Source organism: Citrobacter sp. MNAZ 1397 (genome assembly GCF_023613995.1).
In the GTDB taxonomy this organism is placed as follows: domain Bacteria; phylum Pseudomonadota; class Gammaproteobacteria; order Enterobacterales; family Enterobacteriaceae; genus Phytobacter; species Phytobacter ursingii.
Genome location: NZ_JAKIVH010000003.1, coordinates 377,937 through 403,701 on the forward strand (window position 1 = coordinate 377,937; position 25,765 = coordinate 403,701).

Sequence of the window (25,765 nt, forward strand, 5' to 3'; positions counted from 1 at the left end):
TTCATCTCCTCAGTGGCAGTCGCCCGCCGGGCTTTCACAGCAACTGGCCACGGTTTTACGGCTGGCCAGTAGATTGACATCCACGCGACTTCTGGCGCGACGCAGACCACCAATCACGACGACGTTGAACAGGATCACCGCAAGAATACAGGTGAGGCTGAAAACCGGGTGCTCATGAAAACTCACGATCTGATAGAACAGGGTGGCAAGTGAATACGCGATATTCAGCCCCCACAGTACGGAGAATCCCATCCAGCCACGGCTTGATTCACGGGCGATGGCACCCATGACGGAAATACATGGGGTATAAAGCAGAACGAAAATCAGGTAACTGTAGGCTGCCGCGGCGCTGCCGAATTTCTCACTCATGACGCCCATGGTACCTTCTGCCATCTCGCCGTCGCCTTTGCTGGCCTCAATCGGGTTTGCCAGGACGCTCAGGCTAAAGGTGTTTTTCAGGCTGGTCCAGGTCTCGTTGAGCGCGGCGATCAGTTCATCGCTGAGACGGTATTCTGCTGGATTGAAATCCGCTTTCTGAATATGTTCAGCGGTATAGAGAGAGTTCAGTGTCCCGACCACCACTTCTTTCGCCATGGCTCCCGTCACCAGACCAACAGTCGCCTGCCAGTGATCGCCGTGCACGCCAATCGGTTCCAGTATGGGAGTAAAGACGCGGCTGATTGATGCCAGCGCGGAATCGTTAATATTATCGACCGTTTTACCGCTCAACGAGAAGCTGTTGAGGGCACTGAGGAAAATGCTCACGACCACAATGACTTTACCGGCACGAAGCACAAACCCTTTCAGGCGCTGCCACGTCTGCAGCACCAGACTTTTCAGGTGTGGCACGTGGTAGACCGGCAGTTCCATAATGAACGGTGACGCTTCGCCGCGCATGATGGTGTGTTTCAGCATCAGGCCGGTAAGGATTGCCATCACAATGCCCAGCACGTACAGAGAAAAGACCAGTAACGCCCCCTGCTGGCCGAAGAAGGCCGCCGCAAAGACAGCGAAGATGGCCAGACGCGCACCGCAGGACATAAATGGCGCCATCATCATGGTCATCAGCCGTTCACGTGGCGCATCAAGGGTTCTTGCCCCCATCACCGAGGGGACATTACAGCCAAAACCGACAATCAGCGGCACGAAGGATTTACCCGGCAGCCCCAGCGCCTGCATCAGACGATCCATGACGAAGGCCGCACGTGCCATATAGCCGGAGTCTTCAAGGAACGAGAGAAACAGGTACATCATGCCGATTTGCGGTACCAGCGGCAGTACCGTGTTGATACCCCCACCCAGACCCTGGGCGAGGAAAACGGTCAGCCATTCCGGGAAATGCAGCGTGTAGCCCAGCCACTGGATACCGTGGACGAAAATCGCTACGGAGCCTGCATCAAAAATCGGCTGTAACGCGCCGCCAATGTTAATCGCGAGCAGGAACATCAGGTACATCACAAACAGGAAAATCGGCAAACCGAGGAAGCGGTTCAGAATGATACGATCGACGGCTGCCGTAAACTGGCTGGATTCCGCCGTCAGGGTGTTACTGACCGCCTCGCAAATCGCGGCAATGGTTTGATATCTGGCATCCGCGATATGCAACGCCGGATCATCGATTTCATCCTGCAGGCGTGCCAGCGAAATATCCAGCTTAAGGGCGGCGTCACCGGCGTAGGCGCGGCTGTAGATATCGCCTTCCAGCATTTGCAGGCCAAGCCAGCGACGTTGTTGCACGGGCATATCCGCGGCCATGCTTTGTGCCAGCGCATCCGCTTCGCGCGACAGCGGCTGCGCATAGTGCACAAGCTCGATTTGTCCGTTTTTCTGATGGCGATCCAGCGCGATTTTTAACGCGTCAATGCCGCGACCCCGTGTCGAGACCAGCGGAATGACCGGACAGCCGAGGCGAGCGGAGAGGGCGTCGATATCAATGCGGACTTTTTGTTTCTCGGCAATATCCAGCATATTCAGCGCCACCACGCACGGAATACCCAGTTCCAGCAACTGCAGCGTGAGATAGAGGTTACGCTCGAGGTTAGAGGCATCCACGACATTAATCAGGATGTCCGCATCGCCACTCAGAATGTAGTGACAGGCAATTTGCTCATCCAGTGAAGTCTGTGACGAGATAGTGGTCAGCGAGTAAGTCCCGGGCAAATCAACCAGCGTAACCTGATGGTCGGTGGTAGAGAATTGCCCCTCTTTACGCTCAACCGTCACACCCGCCCAGTTCCCAACGCGCTGGCGTGCACCAGTTAACTGATTGAATAATGTGGTCTTCCCGGAATTAGGATTACCAATTAATCCCACGGTCAATTTTTTCATTGTGCTTCTCTCTCTTTCATGGCCGGGCCATTAGCGGGAAACGGCTTCCAGTTCCAGAAATGCGAGATCTTTCTTACGCAGGACCAGATTAACGCGCCGGGTTTCAATGTGAACAGGATCACCAAGGGGAGCTACGCGCACGACATTAAATGATGAGCCGGGCAACATGCCTAATGAGAGGAGTTTCTGGCGCCACGCCGGGCTGATTTCGCGAGAGAACCCCGTTATTTTCCACGCACTGTCAGGAGAGAATTGCATAGGACCTACTTATATGTATCGCAAACAACATTCCCACCATGCGCCAGTAAAGCGCATGAAACCAGATAGTTAGCCAGCACAGCAATGAGTGTTACTCCACTCATACAATGATAATGAGAATAGTTTTTATCATCACTATTAAACCGCGATATTGCACAAAGCGGAATCAAAATCCGAGCCATTGTTGATGTGGCTCAATATTTATGGTGTTTTGCATTTCACGTTTGCAATAAGAAATAAGAAGCCGCGAAGGGATGTTTAATTTATTCCCCTAGCTTAAGGCTAAATTAATAATAAATATTTAAGAGATCATATTGTTAACTAAAATATAACCAATGGAAAATTGGTTAATAATTTTGAAAATTAATACAGCGATTATTCAAAGAGATACTGACGGTAAAGAAATAACGTAATGTATCTGTCTGTTCGGATTTGAACATCAGGAAAGGAGAGTGCCCCCTCCCGAAGGAGAGGGCGAAGGGCTTAACGTTTTTTCCCCATGGCGGCGGCCAGCGCATCCATCATCGCGCTGTTGCCGGCAGGCTGCGTATCGCGTCCACGTGGTTTAGCCGGACGGGCGGCAGGGCGATTACCTGCCTCGCGAGCGCCGCTGTTACCACGCCGTGAATTGCTCTCTCCAGGCTGCTCATCCAGGCGCATGGTCAGCGCAATACGTTTGCGTTGCAGGTCCACTTCCAGCACTTTAACTTTGACGATATCGCCCGCTTTCACCACGGTATGCGGATCTTCAACAAATTTATCGGCGAGCGAAGAGATGTGTACCAGACCATCCTGATGCACGCCAATATCCACAAAAGCACCGAAGTTGGTGACGTTGGTTACCGCACCTTCGAGTACCATACCCGGCAGCAGATCATTCATCGTTTCAACACCGTCAGCAAACTGCGCGGTTTTGAACTCCGGACGCGGGTCACGGCCCGGTTTTTCCAGCTCTTTGATGATGTCAGTGACGGTCGGTACGCCGAAACGTTCGTCGGTAAAGTCTGACGCTTTCAGGGATTTTAGCCCGTTGCTGTTGCCCATCAGATCGCGCAAAGACTGCTCCGTCGCCGCCAGAATACGTTCCACAACCGGGTAGGCTTCCGGATGCACGGTAGAGGCATCGAGCGGATTATCACCATGATTGATACGCAGGAAGCCCGCGCACTGCTCAAAGGCTTTTGGTCCCAGTCGGCTGACTTTTAACAGCTGTTGACGATTCTGGAACTGGCCGTTTTCATCACGCCAGGCGACGATATTTTGCGCCATCATGCGGGTTAAACCGGCAACGCGAGTCAGTAAGGGAACAGAAGCGGTGTTCAGGTCCACGCCGACGGCGTTCACACAGTCTTCGACTACCGCGTCCAGTTTGCGCGCCAGTTGAGTCTGGCTGACATCGTGCTGATACTGGCCGACACCAATCGATTTCGGATCGATTTTCACCAGTTCTGCCAGCGGATCCTGCAAACGACGGGCGATAGAGACCGCGCCTCGCAGGGAAACATCAAGTTCCGGGAACTCCTGCGCCGCCAGCTCGGAGGCGGAATAAACGGATGCGCCGGCCTCGCTGACAATCACCTTCTGGGCGGTCACTTTCGGGAACTGCTTCTGCACGTCCAGGAAGAAACGTTCGGTTTCACGCGATGCTGTTCCGTTACCGATAGCGACCAGTTCAACGTTGTGTTTTTCGCACAGTGCGGCGACCGCCACAGCGGCTTTTGCTGCCTGGCCGGTATGGGGGTAAATGGTGTCAGTGGCGACCAGCTTGCCAGTGCCATCGACAACGGCGACTTTCACGCCAGTACGCAGACCCGGATCGAGACCCATGGTCGCGCGCAGCCCCGCTGGGGCGGCCATCAGAAGGTCATGCAGATTGCGAGCGAAGACGTTGATCGCCTCGTCTTCCGCGCGCTCACGCACGGTGCCCATCAGTTCGGTTTCCAGATGCATCAGCACTTTAATACGCCAGGTCCAGCTGACAACACCTTTGCGCCAGCTGTCTGCCGGGGCGTTGTTCAGGCGCAGGCCGAGGTGATCCTGAATAATTTGTTCGCAATGGCTCTCTTTTGGCGGCTCATCAAACTGCGGATCGGCATTCAGAGAGAGCTGCAAGACCCCTTCGTTGCGGCCACGGAACATAGCCAGCGCGCGGTGCGACGGTACGGTCGAGATCGGTTCGTGGTGATCGAAATAGTCACGGAATTTTGCGCCTTCCTCTTCCTTACCACCGATCACTGTGGCAACCAGGTGGGCGTTTTTCCACAGATAATCACGCACTTTCGCCAGCAACTGTGCATCTTCGGCAAAGCGCTCCATCAGAATGTAGCGTGCGCCATCCAGTGCAGCTTTGGTATCGGCAACGCCTTTGTCGGCATCGAGGTATTTTGCAGCTTCGCTTTCCGGGTCGTGTGAAGGGTCGTTCCACAGCAAATCCGCCAGCGGCTCCAGGCCTGCTTCAATGGCGATTTGCCCACGGGTACGGCGCTTAGGTTTGTACGGTAAATACAAATCTTCGAGTTCGGTTTTACTGAGCGTGCCGTTGATGGCTTTACTCAATTCATCGGTGAGCTTACCCTGCTCGCCAATCGACTTCAGGATGGCCTGGCGGCGTTCTTCCAGCTCACGCAAATAACCCAGGCGAGTTTCCAGATTACGCAACTGCGTGTCATCCAGACCGCCGGTGACTTCTTTACGATAACGCGCGATAAACGGCACGGTGTTCCCTTCATCAAGCAGACGAACGGCAGCTTCTACCTGTTCGGATCTGGCCTGAAGTTCACCCGCAATAATGCGGCAGAGCGAATCATTCATCATTTCAATATCATCTTCTGAACAAAATCAGGGGATAGTTATACGGATTGAGACAGAAAAATGCCAGTCACGCCGGGGGCTCCCGGATAGTTCCTGGTGCGTTACTTCACATACTCGATTTCATTAACGTACCAGGTGGCTTCCCCGCCGGGCGTCTGTACCAGTGCGACATCGCCTACCTCTTTTTTCAGCAGCGCGCGCGCCATGGGGGAGTCGATGGAGATGTAGTCTTTGCGGCCAAAAATTTCGTCGTAACCTACAATGCGAAAACGTAATGTATTGCCATCGTCATTTTCGATTTCCACCCAGGCACCGAAGAAAACTTTGCCTTCCTGCTGGGGTGAGTAATCGACAATTTTCAGGTTTTCCAGGCATTTCGTCAGATAGCGAACGCGGCGGTCTATCTCACGCAGACGCTTTTTATTGTACTGGTAGTCGGCATTTTCACTGCGATCGCCGAGGCTTGCCGCCCAGGTGACTTTTTTGGTGACTTCCGGGCGCTCCTGACGCCAGAGAAAATCCAGTTCCTGCTTTAGCTTGTCGTAGCCTTCTCGGGTGATCAGGGGCGTTTTCATTTCGTGGCCTTATTTTTTCTCTGATTTCTTTACAAATCACCGCCCCTTAAGGTGCGGATTAATCATCATTTCTGTGATGCAATGTGCATATAAGCTGCTGTTAAATATGCTTTGTAACAATTTCGACTAGAATTTATACCAGATTTAGCTGGTCCTCGACGCGCACTTTTTTAGAATACGCACTCATAATTGTCGGAACCTTTGGGAGTAAAAACAATGCAAGAGAATTATAAGATTCTGGTAGTGGATGACGATATGCGCCTGCGCGCGCTGCTTGAGCGTTACCTTACCGAGCAGGGCTTCCAGGTTCGTAGCGTCGCTAACGCGGAGCAAATGGACCGCCTGCTGACCCGCGAATCATTCCACTTGATGGTTCTCGACTTAATGCTGCCGGGTGAAGATGGCCTGTCCATCTGCCGCCGCCTGCGTAGCCAGAGTAACCCGATGCCGATCATTATGGTGACGGCGAAAGGGGAAGAAGTTGACCGTATCGTTGGCCTCGAGATTGGTGCCGATGACTACATTCCAAAACCGTTCAACCCGCGTGAACTGCTGGCGCGTATTCGTGCGGTACTGCGTCGTCAGGCAAATGAATTACCTGGCGCGCCTTCGCAGGAGGAAGCGGTCATCGCCTTCGGTAAATTTAAACTTAACCTCGGGACCCGCGAGATGTTCCGCGAAGATGAGCCGATGCCGCTGACCAGCGGTGAGTTCGCCGTGCTGAAAGCGCTGGTGAGCCATCCGCGTGAGCCGCTGTCGCGCGATAAGTTGATGAACCTGGCGCGTGGTCGTGAATACTCTGCGATGGAGCGTTCTATCGACGTGCAAATCTCCCGCCTGCGTCGCATGGTGGAAGAGGATCCGGCTCATCCACGTTACATTCAGACCGTTTGGGGTCTGGGCTACGTCTTTGTGCCGGACGGTTCTAAAGCATGAGGCGAATGCGCTTCTCACCGCGCAGTTCTTTTGCCCGCACGCTGTTGTTGATCGTCACATTGCTGTTCGTCAGCCTTGTGACGACCTACCTCGTGGTGCTGAATTTCGCGATTTTGCCCAGCCTTCAGCAGTTTAATAAGGTGCTCGCCTACGAAGTTCGTATGCTGATGACCGATAAACTGCAACTGGAGGACGGCACACAGCTGGTGGTTCCTCCGGCGTTTCGCCGCGAAATTTATCGCGAACTCGGCATCTCGCTCTATTCCAACGAAGCCGCAGAAGACGCAGGCCTGCGTTGGGCGCAGCATTATGAATTTTTAAGCCAGCAGATGGCGCAGCAACTGGGTGGTCCGACGGAAGTCCGCGTTGAGGTTAACAAGAGTTCTCCCGTTGTCTGGCTGAAAACCTGGCTGTCGCCCAATATCTGGGTGCGTGTGCCGTTGACGGAGATTCACCAGGGCGACTTCTCTCCACTGTTCCGCTATACGCTGGCTATTATGCTCCTGGCGATAGGGGGCGCATGGCTGTTTATCCGAATACAGAACCGACCGCTGGTGGACCTGGAACATGCTGCGCTAAAAGTAGGGAAAGGGCATATTCCTCCGCCGTTGCGTGAATACGGTGCCTCCGAAGTGCGTTCTGTGACGCGCGCCTTTAACCAGATGGCGTCCGGGGTCAAGCAACTGGCGGATGACCGCACGCTGCTGATGGCGGGGGTTAGCCATGACTTACGTACGCCGCTCACGCGCATTCGTCTGGCCACAGAGATGATGGCCGAAGAAGATGGTTACCTGGCAGAGTCGATCAATAAAGATATCGAAGAGTGCAATGCCATCATCGAGCAGTTTATCGACTACCTGCGCACCGGGCAGGAGATGCCGATGGAAATCGCCGAATTAAACGCGGTACTGGGCGAAGTGGTGGCGGCTGAGAGTGGCTATGAGCGTGAGATTGATACGGCGCTTAATGACAGCGAAATCCTGGTTCGTATGCATCCACTTTCAATTAAGCGTGCCGTTGCCAATATGGTGGTGAACGCTGCCCGTTACGGCAATGGCTGGATCAAGGTCAGTAGCGGTACGGAGCTTAATCGTGCCTGGTTCCAGGTGGAGGATGATGGTCCCGGCATCAAGCCGGAGCAGCGCAAACATCTGTTCCAGCCGTTTGTCCGTGGCGACAGTGCGCGTAGTACCAGCGGTACCGGCCTTGGGTTGGCGATTGTGCAGCGTATTGTCGATAACCATAATGGATTACTGGAACTTGGTACCAGTGAGCGGGGCGGCTTGTCAATCCGCGCCTGGCTGCCGGTTCCCGTTACCCGTCTGAACACGCAGACGAAAGACAGCTAACAGAAAACCCGCCGTTCGGCGGGTTTTGTTTGGCTTGTGTTGGAAAGTTACAGCTTCGGTCCGGCACTCACCAGTGCGGCGCCCGCAGGGGTATCCGTATACTTCTCAAAGTTACTGACGAACAGTTTAGCCAACTGCGTTGCCTTCTCCTGCCACTGTTCCGGTGATGCGTAGGTATTACGCGGGTCGAGGATTTTTGTCTCCACGCCGGGCAAGGATGTGGGGATTGCCAGGTTAAACATCGGCAGGGTGAAGGTTTCGGCGTTATCCAGTTCACCATTCAGAATCGCATCGATAATCGCACGCGTATCTTTAATGGAGATACGTTTGCCGGTACCGTTCCAGCCCGTGTTTACCAGGTATGCCTGCGCCCCGACGGCCTGCATGCGTTTCACCAGCACTTCTGCATACTGTGTGGGGTGCAGCGACAGGAATGCCGCGCCAAAGCAGGCAGAGAAGGTCGGTGTAGGCTCCGTTACACCACGCTCCGTGCCCGCCAGTTTTGCCGTAAACCCGGACAAGAAGTGGTACTGCGTCTGGTTTGCGGTAAGGCGGGACACTGGCGGCAACACGCCAAATGCGTCTGCGGTCAGGAAGATGACTTTTGTTGCATGCCCGGCTTTTGAAACGGGCTTAACGATGTTGTCGATGTGATAGATCGGATATGACACACGGGTATTTTCTGTTTTCGAGGCATCGTCATAATCGATGCTGCCGTCGGCGCGTACGCTAACGTTTTCCAGCAGAGCGTCCCGACGGATGGCGTGGAAAATATCCGGTTCCGCTTCCTCTGACAATCTGATGGTTTTGGCGTAGCACCCACCTTCGAAGTTGAAGACGCCATCGTCGTCCCAGCCATGTTCATCATCGCCAATCAGGCGGCGTTTCGGGTCGGTGGACAGGGTGGTTTTCCCGGTACCGGACAGCCCAAAGAAAATGGCGACGTCGCCTTTCTCCCCGACGTTTGCCGAGCAGTGCATTGATGCGATACCTTTCAGCGGCAAAAGGTAGTTCATCATGGAGAACATCCCTTTTTTCATTTCGCCGCCGTACCAGGTGCCGCCAATCAGTTGGATGCGTTCGGTCAGGTTAAATGCAACGAAGTTCTCTGAATTCATTCCCTGTTCTTTCCATAACGGGTTGGTACATTTCGCCCCGTTCATAACAATAAAATCAGGTTTAAACTCAGCGAGTTCTTCGTTTGTCGGACGGATAAACATGTTCTTCACGAAGTGCGCCTGCCAGGCAACTTCGGTGACGAAGCGAACGGAAAGACGGGTATCCGGGTTGGCGCCACAGAAAGCGTCAATAATAAACAGTCGCTTACCGGAGAGTTGTTGCGTAACCAGCCCTTTCAGGTGTTGCCAGACTTCGGGCGAGAGCGGTTTGTTGTCGTTCTTGCCTTTGCCTTTATCAGACCACCAGACGGTGTCACGGGTGGTGTCATCACGGACAATGTATTTATCTTTTGGCGAACGGCCGGTGAATATACCGGTGTCGACGGCGACCGCACCAGAATTCGTCAATACTCCGCGCTCGTATCCTTCCAGGTCTGGACGGAGCTCTTCCTGATACAGCGTATCGTAGTCGGGGTTATAGACGATCTCCTGAACATCGTTGATACCATAAGCCTTGAGATCTTGCGGGGTTAATTCGTTAACGCGCATGTCACTACTCCTTAGCCAATATGTACTGCCTGAAATTGTAGGGGTGTTGCTCATTCCCTGACCGCGACGGGGCTCATAGATTTACGTATCCCGACAAACCCTGAATCGCGGAAAACGCTGTGACATGGGTCACGTGGCGACACAGTTTCTGGCAATAATAGCCAGAATAATCGAGAAAATGTCACTAAAGCGACGTAAAGCGATATTTTTAACGGCAGCTTTGTGACTGTAATCGCTTTCATGAAAGTAAATTACGTAAGACTTTCAGAAAACATTTTAGCGGAAACGTGACGCGCTATGCAAAAGTGCCACCATTAAGGCGGCACTTTTACTGGCGATTAAGGAAGGTCTTAATGTACCTGTGGGTCGGCAGGGGAAGCGTTGTTACGGATTTCAGCAATGTCCATGGCATTGAACAGATAGTGATTACCGCAGTAGTCGCAATGCATGTCGATCTCGCCTTCTTCGGCAATGATGCTGTCAACTTCTTCATCTGGCAGGGTTTTTAACGCGCCAGCGCAACGTTCGCGGGAACAGGTACATTTAAATTCCACATCCTGCGGGTCGTACAGAGTCACTTCTTCTTCGTGGTATAAACGCCACAGAACATCCTGCGCAGGGAGCGTAAGCAGCTCTTCTGCTTTGATCGTTTCAGTCAGCGTCGCCAGGTGTTCAAAATCCACCGCCTGCGTATCCTGAGCGGGTAAAACCTGCAGCAACATACCACCTGCGGCCGGAGCGCCATCCACATCCCCCGTACGGATGAACAAACGGGTGGGCAGCTGTTCAGAACGCAGGAAGTAATCTTCCAGGCAGGCTGCCAGCGTATCGCCTTCCAGACCAACGACACCCTGATAACGTTCACCTTCTTCAGGGGTAATGGTAATGACCAGGTAGCCATTGCCAACCAACGTTTTCAGATCAGCATCGTCAGCAATATCGCCCTGCACGCGCGCGACGCCGCGCATCTGCTGGCGGTTGTTGCCGTTAATGACAGCCAGGCTCATTGGGCCATCGCCCTGTAGCTGAACGGTAATGTCGCCCGCAAATTTCAGGGTGGCAGTCAGCAGACTGGTCGCGACCAGCAGTTCGCCAAGAATGGTTTTAACGGGCTGCGGATAGCTATGGTTTTCCAGGATCTGCTTCCAGGTTTCGGAGACAGTTACCAGTTCGCCACGCACGGCATAGTTTTCGAACAGATAACGGTGTAATTGGTCATGTTGAGCCATAGTTTTCTCTCTTGCGGGTGCGCGTTACTCGCTGTCACCGTATTTAAATTTCATCAGGTCGCGGCGTTCTTTTTTATCCGGACGGCGATCGGGGTGCGGCATTGTAAGCGCATTCATCTTCCGTGCCAGCGCCATTTTTTCGCGCTTCGCTACGCTTTCCGCAGTCTCTTCATACATTTCGACGGCTTCTGCGGCGGGGCGGCGTTGTTCGGTAATCGCTTTAATAATCACCGTTCGTTCGTCATTACCCTGCCTGAGCGTCAGTGTGGCGTTCAGTTCGACGATTTTACTCGGCTTGCTGCGCTGGCCGTTGTAATGCACTTTGCCGCCTTCGATCATCTCGCGGGCTAATGCGCGTGTTTTATAGAAACGCGCGGCCCACAGCCATTTATCGAGGCGAACATCGGGTGCTGACTGTTCTTTCATTACCCCTCCTTCACGCTCAGTGAGGGAATCAGATGGCGATAATCATTCATGCCGGGATGACGTAGATAACTTTTCTCCGCCAGACCTGAATCCGGGTTGGTTACGCCAAGGCAGTAACGAATGCCAAATTTTGCGGCGGCATCCAGAATGGGTTCACTGTCGTCAATGAACAGCGTTCTTTCGGCGTTTAAGCCCGTCTCTTGCGCCACGGCTTGCCACAAACGCTGATCCTCTTTCGGATAACCAAATGTGTGGGTGGAAAGTAATAAATCAAGGTGCGATGCCAGCCCGGTATGCTCAAGTTTCACCGCGAGGTTATGCGGATGCGCATTGGTCAACAGAATGCGTCGCTTACCGCTTTTTTGCAGCGCATCAAGAAAAGGAACGGTATCTTCACGCAGCACAGCGCGCGGTCCCTGCTGCGTGGTCATCGCGCAGATATCCAGTCCTAAGCGTTCGCTCCAGTAATCCAGACAATACCAGTTTAGCGTATGCTGCACGGCATGATATTCCTGACGAAGAATGGCCTGAGCTTCTGCGGGCGTAATGCCTTTCTTTGCGCCAAACGTCTCCGGCACCAGTTTTTGCCAGAAATAATTATCAAAGGCGAGATCGAGCAGCGTACCGTCCATGTCCAGCAGAACGGTATCCACGCTCTGCCAGTCGATATCAAAATGCATAAGAAACTCCAGCCAGAAATAACGATGCGCGACAGGTTAACATACCCGGCGCGCATGACATTTATCAGGTCAGGCTATCGGGTGCGGGGATAAGCCCGGGGTTCAGGCAATTTTCGTAGTATTGCTGAATTTCAGCCAGGCGCGTGCGGTTTCGATGGTAGCGGCGTAACGCCTGGACGCCGTTATAAACGCAGCAGACAATCATCGCCAGAAGCAGAAACGCGGTACTGACATAGCGCCAGAGCCCGGTTGTGCTATCTGGCATACGGTGCAGGCTGATATGACGAGTACCGTTGGCGTCGGTTGAGATATTGGTGATGATGCCTTCGGCGGTGAAAGGCGTTTGCATCAGCATCTCTGCCAGACGCTGGAACTCTGCCCACTGTTCGGCTGCCGGGTAGTCGTATAACGCGACGCCAGGATAGGGCTGATCTACCAGCTCGCTACCTTCTTCACTGATAATCAGGAAGCCGCCAGGCGCCGGGCTGTTAAGCGCCTGTGCCGCGCGGGTCGTTTCGCGCAAAATAAAAGGTGCGGTAGAGGTCGTGACCAGGTTATCCAGCGATTCTGCGCTAACCGGGCGCAGCAACACATTCACGCCAGTGAGTTTACCTGTACTGGCGCGTGACGTCAGGGTATCCCAGTCCTTACTGTTCCCCAGGTTAACCAGCGCGTTTTTAAGGCGCAGGCAGTCATCTTCTGCCGAACAGAGATCCTGTGTTTTCAACACAATCTCAGAAAAGTCATCCAGCAAGACCATGCCTGATTTCTGAATTGCTGTCCGCAGTGCCGGACTGACGCGAGAGCCGTCATCCTGTTTCGGATGCAACTGGCGATTGACGGCTTCCACCAGCGCTGTCGCTTTGGTGACGGTTTCGGATTCCGGTAAGGGTAGCGGCGGCGCATCGTTCCAGATAATTTGTGAACAGTCGAACGGCGCAAACGGCGAGCTCTGGCGTGCGTTCCAGTTGGTCGACGAATGGATGCTACACATGCCGGTACCGTGGATCTTTAGCGAGTCACCGATACGAAGACCTGCTTCTTCAAGCTGGCTAACTTTTGTCGCCTCGATGGTCTGTGCACCTTTAATCCATGAAAGGGTAAATTTGATCGGCATATCCAGCGGAACCCACATCAGCAGCATGATCAGGACCAACATCGCTCCAGCTGAAATGACGGCGCTGCGCACCCAATGCTGGAGAGGGAAGTTCTTCACCTCATCATGGAGCGATAAAAACCGCCCTTGTCGGACTACGTGACGATCAAGATAGATATCAATGTCACTTTGTTGCCCCAGATCCTGGGCGATAAAAGGCTGCCAGTGGCGCGGGTAGATCAGATCAATAATGCCTAAGGAGATGTTATTGATCTGTTCCTGATTATTCTCACCAAAAAGGCCCCAACGTTTGGGCGTGCCGCGCAGGCAGTGGATTTCGCGCAGCGCGTTTTGCGCAGGTGGCGCAAAGATGCCCCAGAGCCCGGCCGCAAGCAGCATGATCCCGGCTATGGCAAGCCAGGGGACAAAGACGTCGGGGGTGACCAGGCAGAAAAAGAACAGTAAAAACGATGTGGAAATCAGCAATGCCTCGCGCATGCCATCCGGGCGGCTCAATGCATACTCTTCCACCGTTTCATGACGAATATTAAGAAGCTCGATTTGCTCCGTCTCTTCGCCGCGGATAGCCGAGTGCGACGATGAAACCTGTTCCGGCATCAGACTGTGTTCTTCCGGACGGTATTCATTCAATGCGTGACCATTAAGCGAAATGACCAGCGGTAGGGTGTCGGTACGGATGAGCTCAACGCTGTTTTCGTCGTTGATGTACTGTTCCCAGAACGGCGGCAGATGTACTTCCACCGAATCAAGGTAGTAGCGCCATTTGTTCGGGGCATCGGTCGTAATGCCGTAGCGGGTAATCGCACGGGTGACACTGATGACGGTATTACTTTGCGCGTTGAGCGTGAGAGAGATCGGAGCTGCCGTCGCACCGGTCGGACCTGGTACCTGACGGGTACGGGAGAGCGATTCCAGATAGCTTTCAACAGCGCTGCGCTCATCAGGAGTTAATTTGCGGGTTGTCGCGCCAGCGAAGGCTTGCAGATGTGGCAGACGGTATCGCCTTTGCGATCGCGTTCTGTAAAACCACCCAACAAGGCATACGCAGGCCAGCATAGCAGCGAAATAAATCAAAATGGTGCTCATGCTTTCCCCATCTTACTTTTACTAGCAGGTGTAGTCAGTTGCACCCTTTCCCGTAAATTCAATGAATATGGCTGGAGCGTTATCGGGCAAATCGTTAGTCTAATAGGTGAGCGCCTGACAACATGCAAAATAGTAGCAAAGCCGTAATAGAGCGAATATCAGCAAATTCTTAGTTTTATTTCAACCTCTTGACTTTTAGGTTTATTTGGGAAATAGCTTCTGCTAAGTTACAGGAATGTAAATGAGGCGCGAAGAACATTGCCGAAACAGTGTCGCATGTCGCACAATAATGCCAGTAATCTCTGGAAAGACCGATAATAATGAGCGAATCATTGCAAAAACCCACCATTCTTAACGTTGAAACCGTCGCATCTTCACGACTTTTTAACGTCGAAAGCGTGGACCTGGAATTCAGCAACGGCGTACGTCGTGTCTATGAGCGTATGCGTCCCTCGTCACGTGAAGCGGTGATGATCGTGCCTATTGTAGACGATCATATCATTCTTATTCGCGAATATGCTGTGGGTACCGAATCTTATGAGCTGGGATTTTCCAAGGGGTTAATCGATCCTGGTGAAAATATGTATGAGGCGGCCAACCGCGAGCTTAAAGAAGAGGTAGGTTTCGGCGCGAAAGAATTGACGTTCCTGAAAAAACTCAGCATGGCTCCGTCTTATTTCTCCAGCAAAATGAATATTATGGTTGCTGAGGATTTATACCCTGAGTCGCTGCCCGGTGATGAGCCTGAGCCGTTACCCCAGGTGCGCTGGCCGCTGGCCCATTTGATGGATTTGCTGGAAGAGCCTGATTTTAATGAAGCCCGCAATGTCAGTGCACTGTTCTTGTTAAGAGAGTGGCTGAAAGGGCAGGGCCGGTTATAAAAAAAGCGCGTAAGCGCTTTTTTTATGTCGGTCAGAACAGTGACTGGCCCGGATAAGACGTTTTGCGCCCCATCCGGGAAACCGTTTATCAGAACAATTCGTGCGTCTCGCCATTATCAATAATGGTGGTCCCCACTTCGTGCACGGCCTGCTGTGTCGGCTGCGTCCCGTCAATAAAGTACTCCTGACGGCTGCTGCCTCCACTCGCCAGTTGCCCTGTGCTCCGGTCGATATTTACCGTCACAATTCCTGGCGGTGGCGTGAGCGGTTGCTCCGGAACGCCATTGAGAACAACCTGCATGTAAGCATCCCATGCTGGCTGCGCACTCTTCGCGCCGCCTTCGTAACCCGAGATCTGATCTTTGATTGCGCCTGACGCGGAGGTGCGTCCCAGATCGCGACGATGGTCATCGAAACCGATCCAGACCGATGTCACCACGCCCGGGCCATAACCGGAGAACCAGGCATCTTTTGAGCTGTTTGTAGTCCCGGTTTTACCACCGATATCATTACGTTTGAGATCCCGGCCTGCCCGCCAGCCTGTGCCTTGCCAGCCAGGCTCACCGAAGATGTTACTGTTAAGCGCGCTCTTAATTAAAAACGAAAGCGGCGTGCTGATGACGTGCGGTGCATACTCCTGGCCGCCACTCTTCACCACCAGATCCTGATTGGCTTGCTCCAGCTGCGGCATCGGTACGGAAGGATTCTGCTGCTCCTGAGAGATAGCCACGTTTTCCATATCTTTGTTTTCCAGCACGTCTGATTTCGGTGTATCCCCGTAAATCACCGGAATATTACATTCTGCGCAGGCTACTTTGGGTCGGGTTTCGAACAGAACATTACCCTGATCGTTCTCAATTTTGGTGATGAAATACGGATCGATGAGGAATCCGCCGTTCGCCATGACCGAGTAGCCGCGGGCCACCTGCATTGGGGTGAAAGAGGCGGAGCCCAGCGCCAGCGACTCCGTATGGACGATGTTTTGTGCCGGGAAACCGAATCGCTGTAAATACTCAGCGGCGTAGTCGACTCCCATTGCACGCATAGCGCGTACCATCACCACGTTCTTCGACTGCCCAAGCCCCTGGCGCAGGCGAATTGGCCCGGCATACTCATCGGGTGAGTTTTTCGGACGCCAGTCGGAACCTGCCCCGGCATCCCAGCGGGAGATAGGTACATCGTTCAGAATACTGGCCAGCGTCAGGCCTTTGTCCATCGCCGCGGTATAAAGGAATGGTTTGATGTTAGAGCCAACCTGGCGCAGCGCCTGGGTGGCACGGTTAAATTTGCTCTGATTGAAATCAAAGCCACCCACCAGCGCCAGGACCGCGCCATCGTGTGGGTTGATGGAGACCAGGGCGGAGTTAACATCCGGCACCTGTGCCAGCCACCAGCCTTCGTTGACCATGCGAACCCAAATCTGTTGTCCTGCCAGAACGACATCGGTCACTTTGCGTGGAGTGGGGCCTTGTGCGGTGTCAGAACGATAAGGGCGTGCCCAGCGCATACCGTCCATATGCAATGATACGGAGGTGCCGTCACCCAGCATCGCGGTGGCTTCTTGCGCGTTGGCGGCTGTGACAACAGCCGGTTCCAGCGGTCCATAGGTCGGCAACGCTTTTAAGGTATCGGTGATTTTTTTGCTATCCCAGGCGCTTTCGCCCGGTTTCCACAGCACATTGGACGGGCCGCGATAACCATGACGCATATCGTAATCCATCACGTTATTGCGCACGGCGTCCTGCGCGGCAAGTTGCACTTTACGGGTGATGGTGGTGTAAACACGATAACCGTCTTCATAGGCTTTATCGCCATAGCGATTCACCATCTCCTGGCGCACCATTTCCGAGAGGTACGGCGCCGAGAAGGCAATCTCCGGTGCATGGTAATCCGCATCAATCGCTTCGCCACGCGCCTGGTCATACTGCGTCTGGCTGATGTAGCCCTCGCTCAGCATACGGGCCAGCACCACATTACGGCGGGCCGTTGCGCGATCAAGTGAATAGAGCGGGTTAAAGGTGGACGGCGCTTTTGGCAGCCCGGCAATGACTGCCATTTCACTCAGGGTGAGCTGGTCAACCGGTTTTCCAAAGTAGACCTGTGCCGCCGCACCCACGCCATAAGCACGATAACCGAGGTAAATCTTATTGAGATAAAGCTCGAGGATCTCGTCTTTATTCAGCAACTGCTCAATACGAATAGCCAGGAACACTTCCTTGATTTTACGCATCAGCGTGCGTTCCGGGCTCAGGAAAAAGTTACGTGCGAGCTGTTGGGTGATGGTGCTGGCGCCCTGTGAGGCATGACCAGAGAAAAGCGCCACGCTGGCCGCGCGGAAAATCCCCACCGGATCAACGCCATGGTGTTCATAGAAGCGGCTGTCTTCTGTGGCAACAAACGCTTTGACCATTTCTGGCGGTATCTGACTTAAGGTCAGCGGAATGCGGCGTTTTTCGCCGTACTGCGCAATCAACTCGCCGTCGGCACTATAGACCTGCATCGGGATTTGTAGTCGCACGTCTTTCAGCGTGGCGACGTCAGGTAGCTGCGGCTCAATGAATTTGTACAACCCATAAATCGAGCCTGCTCCCAGCAGAATGCAACACACTGCAAGGATCAATAAATACTTTACGAACTTCACCGGAGGATTCCCATTTAGTTTCATTTGGGCAGTTTATAAACAACCGCGCGGTAGTATAAATGCAAGCCTGATGCATTGATATAGCCGTTATCTTTCCTGGCGATAAGGAGGTCGCGATTTATGGCATTCGGGCACTGGCAGATTGGACTGCATATTCAGCAAGATAGCGTTTTCAGCGTTGCGTTAACCCCGGCCAGAGCCGGGTGGGCGCTACGCCGTTGGTGGCATATCCCGTTACCATTGGGCACAGTTGAAAACGGGCAGCTTAAAGCGCCACAACAGTTATTGACGACGCTCTCACCGTGGCGAAAATCATTACCGCAGCGCCATCGGGTACGACTGGCATTTCCGGCTGCGCGTACATTGCAGCGTAAGCTCCCTCGCCCGGCAATGGCCTTACGGGAAAACGAACTGGCAAGCTGGGTTTCTCACGCCATGGCGCGTGAACTTGAAATGGCCGTGGCAGAGTTACGTTTTGACTACACCGAAGATGCACTGGCGCAGGCCTATAGCGTGACGGCGGCGCAGCATAAAGAAGTGGCCGAAATGCTGGAACTGGCAACGTCCCTGCACCTGAATCTGGCCTCCCTGACGCCTGATGCCTGCGCATTACAGCACCTCGTCCCTTTTTTACCGCCTCCGGCACATTGCCTTATTTGGGAAGACGACGCGCAATGGCTGTGGGCAACACGCACCGGATGGGGACGTCGGTCGCGTGAAGATCAGCCCACCATAAACCAGCTAAGTGCGAGCCTCGGGCTGGATATTACCGACATTGCGCTATGTACAGCGGCAGCGCCCGATTTTGATCCCTGGTGCGCCATTGTGCAGAGGCAACCGCCTCTGCCGAAAAATGGTATGCGTTTCGCGGTAGCGATTGGCCTGGCCCTGGGAGCGGTACGCTAATGGAACAGATGATCAACCTGCTTCCCTGGCGAGAGCAGCGGCAGCAGGCATGTCGACGTTTCTGGGGGCGACTGCTGGTGTCCATTGTGGGCATGACGGCGCTAGCCATTGTGCTGTTTCATACAAAGACGGGTCAGGACAAACAGATCGCTACGTTGTGGCTGCAATCCGACGGGCAGATGTTGTCGGCCCTGAAGGCAAAACAACCGCATTTTCAGGCGTTACGCCAGTTGTGGTTAAAACAGCAGGCCAGAATGCAGCGTCATAGCCATACCCGCCAATGGCAGCAGCGGCTGGCTGGACTGGCGGAAAGAATGCCTGACAGCGCCTGGCTTACGGAAATGCATTTTCAACAAGGGCAATTCAGCGTATCGGGGCTTGCCAGAACTTTTCAGTCATTAAGCGAACTGGAGCAGGCGCTTGAAATGACAGACGGTTTTCGTCTTCGCCAAGCCGGTTCAACTGAGCGGGACGCGCAGGGGCGCTGGCAGTTTCACTATCAGCTTAATAAGGAAGATGAACATGCCGCGCAGCCTTGATCTCTGGTACGCCCTCTCGCCCGGAGCCAGGGCCGGGTACGGGCTGTTGCTTATGGTTTTTCTCCTGCTTGCGGTGTGGTGGTGGCAGATTAAGCCCATAACACGTGAACAAACGGCACGAGAGCAACAGCGTCTTGTACAGCAGTCGGCGCTACAGGCCAGTTGGCGGGATATCCTGGCCCTTAAACCCCCGGAGATAGCGCATTCGCAGGCGGATGTCCCAACGGCTTTTTCACCTCTGGATTTTCATACTCCTGACGCCCAACTGATTCGCTGGCGTCCTGGCGAACGGGGGGGCGAGATGGTGCTGGAGGCGCAGTGGGTATCGATTCCACGTATGTTTCCCTGGCTTGCAGAACGGCAGATGCTCGCACCGGCTTTTTCCATCACCGTACAGGAACATGCGCTGCATTTTGTGCTCCAGGTGGAGAGCGATGATGGCGACTAAACGCATCACAGTGGCATGTTTGCTGGTACTGATGCTGGCGGGGATGCGCGATCCTTTCCAGCCTCCCCTCGATCGCTGTATGACCAGCCAGCTTGAACTTTGGCATTACCAGGGCGTGGTGATCATGGCTGAGGCCGCGACAGGGATCGTGCGCGATCCTGCCGGGAGATGGCGACGCGTGCAGAAAGGAGACTCGCTTTTGGGCGGCTGGCGTGTGGTGGATTTTGATAAAGAAGAGATGCGCATCGCGACAGGAGAGGGTTGTGAACCCGCGCGCTGGCAGTGGAAACGAGAAGGATCTCAAAATGAAAAGAACAGCAATCGTAGCTCTTTGTCTCAGTAACGTTGCGGCGAGCGTGGCAATGCCTGCACCTGTGACATTAATGGTGGATGATGTTCCTGTCACTCAAGTCTTACAGGCGCTTGCTGAGCAGGAAAAACATAACCTGGTGATCTCGCCGGATGTCAGCGGGACACTCTCCTTGCATCTGGTCGATGTGCCCTGGAAGCAGGCATTAAACACGGTGATTTCCAGCGCCGGACTAACACTACGCCGCGAGGGCAATATCCTGTATGTGCATTCCGCTAACTGGCAGCAACAACAATACGACGCACGTGAAGCGGCACTGGAAAAGCAAAAACAGAATCTGCCGCTGGAAGGGCGTAGCCTGACGCTGCGTTACGCGCAGGCCAGTGAAGTGGCAAAGGCTGGCGAAAAACTCCTTGGGCCGAAAGGTACGATCACCGTGGATACCCGCCTTAACCGGCTGGTGCTCCGCGATCATAAGGCCTCGCTAAACATGCTGGAAAAGTGGGTTGCGCAGATGGATTTGCCCGTCGAACAGGTTGAGCTGGCGGCGCATATTGTCACCATAAATGAGAAGAGTTTGCGTGAGCTCGGGGTGAAATGGGGGCTGGGGGAGGCGACAAAGTCCGGTAAACGCGGTCAGGTATCATCGCTTTCCAGCGATCTATCGGTTGAAAGCGCCACTACCCGGGTCGGTTTTAATATAGGCAGCATTAACGGGCGGTTACTGGATATTGAATTGTCAGCGCTGGAACAAAAACAGCAACTGGAGATCATCGCCAGCCCGCGACTACTGGCATCCCATATGCAGCCTGCCAGCATTAAACAAGGTAGTGAAATCCCTTATCAGGTTTCCAGCGGCGAAAGCGGTGCGACGTCGGTGGAATTTAAAGAAGCGGTTCTGGGTATGGAAGTGACGCCCACCGTGCTACCTGATAATCGTGTGCGTCTGAAGCTGCGTATTACCCAGAACGTGCCGGGCCAGACGCTCCAGCAGGCAAATGGCGAAGTACTGGCAATTGATAAACAAGAAATTGAAACGCAGGTCGAAATAAAAAGCGGAGACACCCTGGCGCTCGGCGGCATTTTCTCGCAAAAGCATAAACTCGGTTCCGACAGTGTACCAATTTTAGGGGGGATACCCTGGTTCGGCCGACTGTTTCGTCATGATGGTAAAGATAATGAGCGCCGTGAACTGGTGGTCTTTATTACACCACGACTCGTCCCGGTACGCTGATCGATACCTGTTCTGTATCGCTTTTTCTGCCGAACTCGCTACAGGTGTTTGACGTGAGAGATGATTTAGCTTACAAGGAGTACCGATTTGAGCGTCAGCAATCTCCGTCTTACCATAAGTAGTGTTAACGTCTGGTCGGCGATTTATTCAGTTGCCAAACCAGTCTCAGTACTGAGATAATTTTTGGTCTGACTCTCGCACTATCGCATATGAGGTTTCAGTTCATGTCCGGCTTCGCACGGTGTCAACGGAGCGGATTTATCATCAACGAATAGTCTTAGTAGTACCGAAAAAATGGCAGAGAAACGCAATATCTTTCTGGTTGGGCCTATGGGTGCCGGCAAAAGCACTATTGGGCGTCAGTTAGCTCAACAACTCAATATGGAATTTTACGATTCTGATCAAGAGATTGAGAAACGAACCGGAGCTGATGTGGGCTGGGTCTTCGATGTAGAAGGTGAAGAAGGTTTCCGCGATCGCGAAGAAAAAATCATCAACGAGCTAACGGAAAAACAGGGAATTGTACTGGCAACCGGTGGTGGCTCTGTGAAGTCTCGCGAAACCCGTAATCGTCTCTCCGCCCGCGGCGTAGTGGTTTATCTGGAAACCACTATCGAGAAGCAGCTGGCTCGTACTCAACGTGACAAAAAACGTCCGCTTTTACAGGTGGAAACGCCGCCGCGTGAAGTGCTGGAAGCGCTGGCTGATGAACGCAATCCGCTGTATGAAGAGATTGCCGACGTTACCATTCGCACTGACGATCAGAGCGCGAAAGTCGTCGCAAACCAGATTATTCACATGCTGGAAAGCAATTAATTCTGGCGTAATACACAGGCCTGCGGGTTTAAGCAAATAAGGTGGATGTCGCGTCATGGAGAGGATCACAGTCACTCTGGGGGATCGTAGTTACCCTATCACCATCGCGGCTGGTTTGTTCGACGATCCAGCTTCCTTCTCGCCCCTGAAATCCGGTGACCAGGTCATGCTGGTCACTAATGAAACGCTGGCTCCGCTCTATCTCGACAAGATTCGCCATGTACTTGAAACGGCCGGTATCAAAGTCGATAGCGTGGTTTTACCCGATGGCGAGCAGTACAAAAGCCTGACGGTGCTGGACTCGGTCTTCACTGCGCTTTTGCAAAAACCTCACGGTCGGGACACAACACTTGTCGCGCTGGGTGGTGGTGTAGTGGGCGATCTGACCGGTTTTGCCGCAGCCAGCTATCAGCGTGGCGTGCGTTTTATCCAGGTTCCCACGACGTTGCTTTCGCAGGTCGACTCTTCTGTTGGCGGCAAAACGGCGGTAAACCATCCACTTGGCAAAAACATGATTGGCGCGTTCTACCAGCCAGCCTCGGTGGTGGTGGATCTCGACTGTCTGAAAACACTGCCCGCGCGCGAACTTTCCTCTGGTCTCGCCGAAGTTATCAAATACGGCATCATCCTTGATGGCGCATTTTTTGACTGGCTTGAGCAAAATCTGGACGCGCTGTTGCGTCTGGACGGCCCGGCAATGGCGTACTGTATTCGCCGTTGTTGTGAGCTGAAAGCCGAAGTTGTGGCGGCTGACGAGCGGGAAACAGGCTTACGTGCTTTACTGAATTTGGGCCATACCTTCGGTCATGCTATTGAGGCCGAAATGGGATACGGCAACTGGTTGCATGGTGAAGCTGTCGCTGCCGGAATGGTGATGGCCGCGCGTGCCTCCGAGCGTCTTGGGCAGTTCAGCAAAGATGATACCCAGCGCATCATTACCCTGCTTGAGCGTGCAGGTCTGCCGGTTCACGGACCGAAGGAAATGACCGCCCAGGCATATATCCCGCACATGCTGCGTGACAAGAAAGTTCTGGCCGGCGAGCTACGTTTAGTGCTTCCGCTGGCAATAGGGAAAAGCGAAGTTCGTGGCGGAGTGTCACAAGACGTTGTACTTGGCGCTATTGCTGATTGTCAGCAGGCGTAATTTATTAGAAAGGTCTTGCTGCGCGTGCGTGGCGTTTAACTTCGGGCGAATGCAATTGTTGGTAGCATGAGCCTTTGAGTGGGGTGTTAAATGGATGAATTCAAACCAGAAGACGAGCTGAAACCCGATCCCAGCGATCGTCGTACTGGTCGTTCTCGTCAATCTTCTGAACGTGTTGATGAGCCGCAGATCAATTTTGATGATGTTGAACTTGATGCTGACGAGCGTCGCCCTTCGAGAACACGTAAGACGCGCGATGAACGCGAAGAATACGCAGAAGAAGATTATGAAGCGGAAGAAAACTCACTGGACGAGGAGCGCGCAGAGCGTCGCCCACGTAAGCGCAAAAAAGCCGCCGCCGCAAAACCTGCTTCGCGTCAGTATGTGATGATGGGGGTCGGTGTTCTGGTACTGCTACTGCTGATTGTCGGTATCGGTTCCGCATTGAAAGCCCCTTCCAGCAACAGTACTGCTCAACCAAGTGCATCTGACAGCAAAAATATCGACCTTTCGGGGAACGGTGCGGCTGCCGATCAGGCTAATGCCACTCAGCCTGCGCCGGGCTCCACTTCTGCAGAACAGACTGCGGGTGCTGCACAGCCGACGACAGGCACTACATCGCAGGATGTTTCCCTGCCGCCCATCTCTTCTACGCCTTCTCAAAGCCAGGCGCCTGCAACCACAGGCACTCAGCAGCGTCTTGAAGTGCAGGGTGATTTGAACACTGCGCTGACTTCGCCGCAAAACCAGGCGCAAATCAACAACGCGGTAGCAAACAGCACGCTGCCGACGGAACCTGCAACCGTTGCGCCAGTGCGTAACGGCGGTGGGAATGCGGCTCATAGCGCAGCTACCGCAGAAAACCATACGGCAACGACTCGCCCGGAACACAAACAAGCGGTTATCGAACCGAAACCACAGCAGCAGGTCAAACCGCCCGTGATAAAGGCAGAGCCGAAAGCGGTTGTTCAGGCGCCGGTCGCGCAACCTAAAGTGGTTGCCTCAGAGCCGGTCAAAGCGCCGACCGTGGCGGCAACGACGCCGAAAGCGACGACCAGCACAGCTGCACCTGCTGCACCGGCAGCGACTGCGGCGCCTGCGGCCAGCACGAACGTGGCAACGGGTAATGTGGGCTCACTGAAATCTGCGCACGCCGATCATTACACGCTGCAGTTAAGCAGTTCATCGAATTACAACAACCTGAATGCCTGGGCCAAAAAAGAAAATCTGAAAAACTTTGTGGTTTATCAGACGACACGTAATGGCCAGCCGTGGTATGTACTGGTCAGCGGTGTGTATGCCTCTAAGGATGATGCAAAACGCGCTGTTGCTGCACTGCCATCAGATGTTCAGGCTAAGAACCCGTGGGCCAAGCCTATTCATCAGGTTCAGGCCGACCTGAAATAATTTCACGTCACAACATCATTCAGGCAGGCCACCCAGGCTTTGCCTGAATGATAACGTGTATAAAGCGCAGGATGCTGTCGGAGCTGTCTCCACAGCCGGAGAGAGTGTAATCAATCATCCAGCATGAAAAAAAATCGCGCTTTTCTGAAATGGGCAGGGGGGAAGTACCCTCTGCTTGCCGATATTGAACGACATTTGCCAAAAGGCGAATGCCTGATCGAACCCTTCGTTGGTGCTGGCTCGGTATTTCTCAATACTTCATTTTCCCGTTACATTCTTGCGGATATCAACAGCGATCTGATTGGCCTTTATAACATCGTCAAAGAACGCGCTGATGAGTATGTTCAGGGCGCCCGGGAGCTCTTTACGCCTGCGACGAACCAGTCGGAAACCTACTATCAGTTGCGCACTGAGTTTAACCAGAGTCGGGACCTGTTCCGGCGCGCACTGTTATTCTTGTACCTTAACCGCCACGGCTATAACGGTCTGTGTCGTTATAATTTGCGCGGTGAATTTAACGTACCGTTTGGCCGCTACAAAAAACCGTACTTCCCGGAAGCCGAGTTGTATCATTTCGCTGAAAAGGCGCAGAATGCCTTTTTTTATTGCGAATCCTATGCTGAGAGCATGGCTCGTGCGGATGCGAATTCGGTGGTCTATTGCGATCCGCCTTACGCACCGCTCTCAGCCACGGCGAATTTTACGGCGTACCATACGAATAGCTTTACCCTGGAGCAACAGGCCCATCTGGCGGCCATTGCCGAGAGCCTGGTGAATAACCGGATCCCGGTACTGATTTCCAACCACGACACCGCGCTGACGCGTGAGTGGTATAGCCAGGCGAAACTGCACGTTGTGAAAGTACGGCGCAGTATCAGCAGCAACGGTGGGACGCGTAAAAAGGTGGATGAACTGCTGGCGCTCTATCGCCCGGCAACTCTCTGAGCCAGAGCGGCTTCGCCGTCAGGAATGCGTTT

At 53.6% G+C, this 25,765-nt stretch carries 22 protein-coding genes; 12 read left to right on the forward strand and 10 right to left on the reverse strand.

Annotation, left to right across the window (positions count from 1 at the left end; translation table 11 throughout):
- Nucleotides 1-9: 9 nt before the first annotated feature.
- From feoB to greB, 4 genes are all read right to left on the reverse strand, one after another.
- Nucleotides 10-2,328, reverse strand: coding sequence for a Fe(2+) transporter permease subunit FeoB (gene feoB, locus L2097_RS18970; RefSeq protein ID WP_047372820.1), 2,319 nt, complete (start codon nt 2,326-2,328; stop codon nt 10-12).
- A gap of 30 nt (nt 2,329-2,358) precedes the next feature.
- Nucleotides 2,359-2,586: a ferrous iron transporter A gene (gene feoA / locus L2097_RS18975; RefSeq protein WP_047372821.1), complete on the reverse strand. Its 228-nt coding sequence runs from the start codon at nt 2,584-2,586 to the stop codon at nt 2,359-2,361.
- Nucleotides 2,587-3,069: 483 nt separating this feature from the next.
- Nucleotides 3,070-5,400 carry a Tex family protein gene (locus L2097_RS18980; protein WP_250353494.1) on the reverse strand — a complete coding sequence of 777 codons (2,331 nt, stop codon included), beginning with the start codon at nt 5,398-5,400 and terminating at the stop codon, nt 3,070-3,072.
- A 98-nt stretch (nt 5,401-5,498) separates the two neighbouring features.
- Nucleotides 5,499-5,972 carry a transcription elongation factor GreB gene (gene greB, locus L2097_RS18985; RefSeq protein ID WP_047372823.1) on the reverse strand — a complete coding sequence of 158 codons (474 nt, stop codon included), beginning with the start codon at nt 5,970-5,972 and terminating at the stop codon, nt 5,499-5,501.
- Nucleotides 5,973-6,188: 216 nt separating this feature from the next.
- Here greB and ompR point away from each other — a divergent pair, with 216 nt between their 5' ends.
- The gene (gene ompR, locus L2097_RS18990) at nt 6,189-6,908 is read left to right on the forward strand and encodes an osmolarity response regulator transcription factor OmpR (protein WP_001157751.1); all 720 of its coding nucleotides are present in this window, start codon (nt 6,189-6,191) and stop codon (nt 6,906-6,908) included.
- Nucleotides 6,905-8,257: a two-component system sensor histidine kinase EnvZ gene (gene envZ / locus L2097_RS18995; RefSeq protein WP_047372824.1), complete on the forward strand. Its 1,353-nt coding sequence runs from the start codon at nt 6,905-6,907 to the stop codon at nt 8,255-8,257. The genes ompR and envZ overlap by 4 nt, the downstream gene beginning before the upstream one ends.
- A gap of 47 nt (nt 8,258-8,304) precedes the next feature.
- On the opposite strand, the gene pckA is transcribed toward envZ, so the two are convergent.
- From pckA to L2097_RS19020, 5 genes are all read right to left on the reverse strand, one after another.
- Entirely contained in the window at nt 8,305-9,924 is a 1,620-nt protein-coding gene (gene pckA / locus L2097_RS19000) for a phosphoenolpyruvate carboxykinase (ATP) (RefSeq protein ID WP_047372825.1), read from the reverse strand.
- A gap of 350 nt (nt 9,925-10,274) precedes the next feature.
- Nucleotides 10,275-11,153: an Hsp33 family molecular chaperone HslO gene (gene hslO / locus L2097_RS19005; RefSeq protein ID WP_047372826.1), complete on the reverse strand. Its 879-nt coding sequence runs from the start codon at nt 11,151-11,153 to the stop codon at nt 10,275-10,277.
- Between the two features lie 24 nt (nt 11,154-11,177).
- On the reverse strand, nt 11,178-11,579 hold the full coding sequence (hslR, locus tag L2097_RS19010; protein ID WP_041851383.1) for a ribosome-associated heat shock protein Hsp15: 402 nt from the start codon (nt 11,577-11,579) through the stop codon (nt 11,178-11,180).
- Nucleotides 11,579-12,259 carry a GMP/IMP nucleotidase gene (yrfG, locus tag L2097_RS19015; RefSeq protein ID WP_047372827.1) on the reverse strand — a complete coding sequence of 227 codons (681 nt, stop codon included), beginning with the start codon at nt 12,257-12,259 and terminating at the stop codon, nt 11,579-11,581. Before yrfG ends, hslR begins: the two co-directional genes overlap by 1 nt.
- Nucleotides 12,260-12,323: 64 nt before the next feature.
- Nucleotides 12,324-14,462, reverse strand: coding sequence for an intracellular growth attenuator family protein (locus L2097_RS19020; protein ID WP_250353495.1), 2,139 nt, complete (start codon nt 14,460-14,462; stop codon nt 12,324-12,326).
- 320 nt (nt 14,463-14,782) lie between these two features.
- On the opposite strand from L2097_RS19020, the gene nudE reads away from it, so the two are divergent.
- Nucleotides 14,783-15,343, forward strand: coding sequence for an ADP compounds hydrolase NudE (gene nudE / locus L2097_RS19025; RefSeq protein ID WP_041851386.1), 561 nt, complete (start codon nt 14,783-14,785; stop codon nt 15,341-15,343).
- 88 nt (nt 15,344-15,431) lie between these two features.
- Here the strand turns inward: nudE and mrcA are convergent, their stop codons facing one another.
- The gene (gene mrcA / locus L2097_RS19030) at nt 15,432-17,984 is read right to left on the reverse strand and encodes a peptidoglycan glycosyltransferase/peptidoglycan DD-transpeptidase MrcA (protein ID WP_047372829.1); all 2,553 of its coding nucleotides are present in this window, start codon (nt 17,982-17,984) and stop codon (nt 15,432-15,434) included.
- Between the two features lie 120 nt (nt 17,985-18,104).
- Here mrcA and L2097_RS19035 point away from each other — a divergent pair, with 120 nt between their 5' ends.
- The 9 genes from L2097_RS19035 (at nt 18,105) to dam (ending at nt 25,733) form a co-directional block, all read left to right on the forward strand.
- Nucleotides 18,105-18,890, forward strand: a complete 786-nt coding sequence (locus L2097_RS19035; RefSeq protein ID WP_250353496.1) for a type IV pilus biogenesis protein PilM — start codon at nt 18,105-18,107, stop codon at nt 18,888-18,890.
- Complete coding sequence (locus tag L2097_RS19040) at nt 18,890-19,429, forward strand: PilN domain-containing protein (RefSeq protein WP_250353497.1); 540 nt, start codon at nt 18,890-18,892, stop codon at nt 19,427-19,429. The genes L2097_RS19035 and L2097_RS19040 overlap by 1 nt, the downstream gene beginning before the upstream one ends.
- Nucleotides 19,413-19,877 carry a HofO family protein gene (locus L2097_RS19045; RefSeq protein WP_052958934.1) on the forward strand — a complete coding sequence of 155 codons (465 nt, stop codon included), beginning with the start codon at nt 19,413-19,415 and terminating at the stop codon, nt 19,875-19,877. Before L2097_RS19040 ends, L2097_RS19045 begins: the two co-directional genes overlap by 17 nt.
- Nucleotides 19,864-20,220, forward strand: a complete 357-nt coding sequence (locus L2097_RS19050; protein WP_223883568.1) for a HofP DNA utilization family protein — start codon at nt 19,864-19,866, stop codon at nt 20,218-20,220. Before L2097_RS19045 ends, L2097_RS19050 begins: the two co-directional genes overlap by 14 nt.
- Nucleotides 20,221-20,239: 19 nt before the next feature.
- Nucleotides 20,240-21,421: a DNA uptake porin HofQ gene (gene hofQ / locus L2097_RS19055; RefSeq protein WP_250353525.1), complete on the forward strand. Its 1,182-nt coding sequence runs from the start codon at nt 20,240-20,242 to the stop codon at nt 21,419-21,421.
- A gap of 294 nt (nt 21,422-21,715) precedes the next feature.
- A complete protein-coding gene (gene aroK, locus L2097_RS19060; protein ID WP_035892101.1) occupies nt 21,716-22,237 on the forward strand; it encodes a shikimate kinase AroK in 522 nt (173 codons plus the stop codon).
- Nucleotides 22,238-22,292: 55 nt separating this feature from the next.
- Nucleotides 22,293-23,381 (forward strand): 3-dehydroquinate synthase, encoded by a 1,089-nt coding sequence (gene aroB, locus L2097_RS19065; RefSeq protein ID WP_047372833.1) that lies wholly within the window; start codon nt 22,293-22,295, stop codon nt 23,379-23,381.
- Between the two features lie 90 nt (nt 23,382-23,471).
- On the forward strand, nt 23,472-24,788 hold the full coding sequence (gene damX, locus L2097_RS19070; protein ID WP_250353498.1) for a cell division protein DamX: 1,317 nt from the start codon (nt 23,472-23,474) through the stop codon (nt 24,786-24,788).
- A gap of 123 nt (nt 24,789-24,911) precedes the next feature.
- Nucleotides 24,912-25,733: an adenine-specific DNA-methyltransferase gene (gene dam / locus L2097_RS19075; protein ID WP_047372835.1), complete on the forward strand. Its 822-nt coding sequence runs from the start codon at nt 24,912-24,914 to the stop codon at nt 25,731-25,733.
- Nucleotides 25,734-25,765: the final 32 nt, after the last annotated feature.